The 4,169-nt window shown below is 69.5% G+C and carries 6 protein-coding genes; 5 read left to right on the forward strand and 1 reads right to left on the reverse strand.

The window, feature by feature from the left end; translation table 11 throughout:
* The coding region (locus C2868_RS00255; RefSeq protein WP_103662753.1) for a GIY-YIG nuclease family protein at nucleotides 1-426 on the reverse strand (426 nt) is incomplete at its 3' end.
* A 198-nt stretch (nucleotides 427-624) separates the two neighbouring features.
* On the opposite strand from C2868_RS00255, the gene C2868_RS00260 reads away from it, so the two are divergent.
* The 5 genes from C2868_RS00260 to C2868_RS00275 all read left to right on the forward strand — a co-directional run.
* Nucleotides 625-903: a GlsB/YeaQ/YmgE family stress response membrane protein gene (locus C2868_RS00260; protein WP_103662751.1), complete on the forward strand. Its 279-nt coding sequence runs from the start codon at nucleotides 625-627 to the stop codon at nucleotides 901-903.
* Nucleotides 904-911: 8 nt separating this feature from the next.
* On the forward strand, nucleotides 912-2,228 hold the full coding sequence (locus C2868_RS00265; RefSeq protein WP_258034365.1) for a serine/threonine-protein kinase: 1,317 nt from the start codon (nucleotides 912-914) through the stop codon (nucleotides 2,226-2,228).
* Nucleotides 2,225-2,749, forward strand: a complete 525-nt coding sequence (locus C2868_RS17320) for a hypothetical protein (RefSeq protein WP_181003305.1) — start codon at nucleotides 2,225-2,227, stop codon at nucleotides 2,747-2,749. The genes C2868_RS00265 and C2868_RS17320 overlap by 4 nt, the downstream gene beginning before the upstream one ends.
* 12 nt (nucleotides 2,750-2,761) lie before the next feature.
* A complete protein-coding gene (locus C2868_RS17325; protein ID WP_181003306.1) occupies nucleotides 2,762-2,926 on the forward strand; it encodes a hypothetical protein in 165 nt (54 codons plus the stop codon).
* A gap of 116 nt (nucleotides 2,927-3,042) precedes the next feature.
* The coding region (locus tag C2868_RS00275; RefSeq protein WP_103662752.1) for an HNH endonuclease signature motif containing protein at nucleotides 3,043-4,169 on the forward strand (1,127 nt) is incomplete at its 3' end.

A 4,169-nucleotide genomic window follows, 5' to 3' on the forward strand; every position in this document is an offset into this window, starting at 1 on the left:
GGCGATCCGCTGGAGCGCCGCACACGTCCATCGTGCGAACGAGCGCCAGGGGTCGGCGCAGTCGAGCGTCGCGATGTGGCGGAGCAGCTCCGGGGTCGCGCTGAACCACTCCCCGCCCTCGCGGAGTGCAGCGAACTTCCTGTGTCGCCGCTGCTCGAGAGGACGGCCACCCAGCTCGAACGCCAGCAGCTCGTCGTGACGGATCGCCCCCAGCCGCTGCCGAGGCCGTGCCGACGTGCCGATCTTGATGCGCTCGGCGTACCGCAGGTAGTAGACGACGTCGACGCGGGGGCGCTCGAGACCGGTGTCGACGGTGTCGCCGACCCGCCAATGACACCACGTGCACCTCAGGCTCTCGGCCCGACGCTCGCCGTCGGTGGCCCCGCAGAGCGTGCACGGTTCCGGCAGGGGCGCTGAGCTCGACACCCTCGAAACATACGAGCACCCGCCGACATGGGGCGGGCGGACGAAGAAAGCTGGTGGTCTACGGCGAAAATACAACCCCCTTACGCAGATCGCGGCCGCGGTGCATGATCTGAGCTGCTCGATCCGTCCTGGGCGCCCGATTCACGGCGCGCATGCGATTCGCAGCGCGCCCGACCCACCGTACGAAAGGCACCACACATGCTCGGACTCATCATCAGCATCATCGTCATCGGACTGATCGCCGGCGCACTCGCCCGCCTGATCGTGCCGGGCAAGCAGAGCATGGGGATCGGCATGACGATCCTGCTCGGAATCATCGGTTCGTTCGTCGGCGGATTCCTCGGCTTCTTCCTGTTCGGCGCCGACGCTCAGGACGGCTTCTTCCAGCCGGCCGGCATCATCGGCTCGCTCATCGGCGCGATCATCGTCCTGCTGCTCTGGGGCGCCTTCGCAGGTCGTCGCTCCAGTCGCCGCTGAAACCCGTCGTGGCGGGGGACACCTCTTCCGAACCGCGGCTGGTCGCTGACACCGGCCGCGGTCGACTCGACGTGCCGCGCGCGAACGCCGACCTGCGGGTGAACGACCTGCAGGTCGGCGACCTGCTCGCGGATCGGTATCGGATCGACGAGTTCGTCGGTGCCGGCGGAATGGCCTCGGTATTCCGTGCGACCGACGAGGCGCTCGGACGAACGGTCGCGCTCAAGCTGTTCACGCCGGGCACGGCCGGCCGCGGTGATGAGGCACGCCAGGTGTCCGAGACGCGGTTTCTCGCCTCCCTCAGTCACCATGCGCTCGTCACGCTGTTCGACGCGCACCTGCCCGAGCGGGGCCACGCGTTCCTCGTGATGGAGTACATCGATGGGGGAACGCTCGATTCGCGCCTGCTCGGCGGCCCCCTTCACGACGAGGATGCGGCAGCCCTCGCTCGCGAGCTCGGCGAGGCGCTGCACGTCGTGCACGCCGCGGGGATCATCCATCGCGATGTGAAACCGTCGAACATCCTGCTGCGTCCGACGCTCACACCCGAAAGCCCCCTCCGCCCGACGCTGGCGGACTTCGGTATCGCGTACCTCGTGGACACGACCCGCCTCACCGCCCCTGGAACCGCCATCGGAACCGCCGCGTACCTCGCGCCCGAGCAGGTGCGGGGTGCCGCGCCCACGACCGCGTCCGACATCTACGCGCTCGGGCTGGTTCTGATCGAGGCGCTCACGGGCCGCCGGGCCTTCGCACAGCAGACGCCCGTCGAGGCGATCGCCGCACGTCTGTCCATGCAGCCCGAGATCCCGCACACCGTCGGTCACGGCTGGCGCTCGCTGCTCATGGCAATGACGTCGCGCGAGCCGGAGGGTCGGCCGACCGCGCTCGAGGTCGCCACACGCGCCCGTTCTCTCGACGCCGCGCCCGTCGAGCCCGAGGTCACAGCGTTGTCCGTCGATCCGCGGGGGGCCGATGCATCCGTTCCTCCGCGGCCGCCCTTGCCCGCTGCGCCGGGAGCTCCGCCTTCGCTCATTTCTTCCACGGCCACGCTCATCATGCCGACGGATGCCTCGGTCGCGACGTCCGGCGTGACCCCGGGCCGGGGCGGATCCGAGCCGGAGCGCGCTGCTTCCCGTCTGCGTCGCCGCGGTGTGATGTCGGCGGCCGGAGCGCTTCTGGTCCTCGCCGTCATCGGTGCGATCATCGTCGGGCTGCTGTGGAACGCGAACGCGCCGACAGACCCCGTGCAGCCGGAGCTGCCGCAGATCGGCGAGCCGATCGACTCCCACCTGCGGAACCTCCTCGACGCGGTGACACCGTGAACCGCCGCGCCGCATGGCTCGCCCCGGTGCTCGTGAGCGTGATCCTTCTCGGTGGCTGCGCGCCTCAGAACACCGATCTGTCGTCGGACGCTGCCGCACAGATGCAGACGATGGTCGTATCGGTCGCCGAGACGGCCGCAACGAGTGATCACGCGGCTGCGATCGCGCAACTCGATCTGCTGCAGGCCGAGCTCCACGCCGCGCGGGGGCGGGGCGACGTGAGCGAGGAAAGGGCCGCGAGCATCCAAGCCGCGATCGACCTCGTGCGCGCCGACCTGGTGCAGGCATCCGTCCCCGAGCCGGAGCCGTCCGAAGCGCCCGCTGTCGAGCCGACGACCGACGTGATCCCCGGAAACGATGACGCCGAGGATGGCGGGGGCGACCGTGGTCCGGGCAACGGTCCGGGTGATGGGGGTCCCGGTGAGGGGAACGGGAACAAGGGCAACGGGAACAAGGGCAACGGGAACGACGGCGACAAGGGCAACGGGCCAGGCGGGAACCGGGGCAACGGCAACCGGTGAGTTCGGCGCGATGTGTCGCCGCGGCCGGCAGCGATCGCGGAGGGAAGCCGCAGCGAGGCGATCATCACGAACGTCGACGTGGCAGCCACCTTCTTCGACGTGCGCGGCATCGACGCGGCTGAGGCGATGCCCACGTCCCCGGAGTGGAGCTTGCGAAGGATCCGCGCCGAGGGCTGAGTCCCGCGCGGGCCTCGCGGCCGCTGCCGGAAGATGTGAGAAGTCTCATCTATTCGGCGTCATTTCGGTGTTGTTTGGGCCTGGGAATGTCGGTGGTCGTCCGTAGAGTTTCGAACATGAATTCGAATGTTCGCGACGCATCCGGTGACGATGTCGATGTCGCCGCGCGTGACCTCGCGGTGCGGTTCGCGGAGGCTTCCCGGGCGGTGGCGCGGGCGCAGGCGGCGCAGGCGCGGGTGTTGGCGGATGCGGCGGATCTCGGGATGCGGCGGGTTGCCGAGTTGGTGTCGACATCGTCGCGTGAGGTGGAGTTGCCGGTGCGGGCGTTGGCGGCGGAGTTGGGTGTTGCGGCGAACATGTCGGACCGGACGGTGCAGCGCCGGATGAACGACGCGGCGACCCTGGCTGAGGCGTTCCCGGCGACGTTCGAGGCATGGGACGCGGGACGAGTCAGTGCAGGGCATGTTGCGGTGATCGTGGAACACGGACTGCCACTCACCGATGCCGAGGCGCGGTCGGAGTTCGAGGCGGCGGCCTTGGTCCGCGCGGAGGGGACCACGCCGGGACGACTGGGAACGGCATTGGCTCGCCTCGCGGAGTCGCTGCAGCCGCGGCCATTGACGGAGCGCCATCAAGAAGCGCGGGCGTCGCGGGGTGCGTGTGTGCGGGATATCGGGGACGGGATGGCAGAGTTCAGCACCATCCAACCCGCCGTGTTGGCGCATGCGATGCACGACCGGATCACCCAGCAAGCTAAGGCGATCAAGAACACCGATCCCACCGACACCCGGACCGTCGATCAGATTCGTGCGGACCTCGTCGCGGACATGCTCCTCACCACCACCCCGGACGCTCACACGGGTGCGGGAATGTCGGACGGGTTCGGCGGACTCGGGGCGATCCGGGCGATCGTCAACGTCACCGTCCCCGCTCTCGCGTTGGCCGGGGTGACGGATGAGCCGGCCGAGCTCGCGGGTCGCTGCCCGATCGACCCCGCGACCGCCCGCGCGTTGGCCGGACACGCGACGGGGTGGGAGCGGGTCCTCGCAGACCCGATCACCGGGTGCGTTCTTGCCGTGGACCGGTACACGCCGTCGGCGGACATGAAACGGTTCCTGCGGGCTCGGGATCAGCATTGCCGATTCCCCGGATGCCGACAACCCGCACACCGGTGCGACCGGGACCACACCCTCGACTACGCGTTGGGCGGTGAAACCCGCACCTGCAACCTCGCCTGGGCCTT

Origin of the sequence: Microbacterium sp. CJ77 (assembly GCF_002911615.1) — a bacterium.
Classification (GTDB): domain Bacteria; phylum Actinomycetota; class Actinomycetes; order Actinomycetales; family Microbacteriaceae; genus Microbacterium.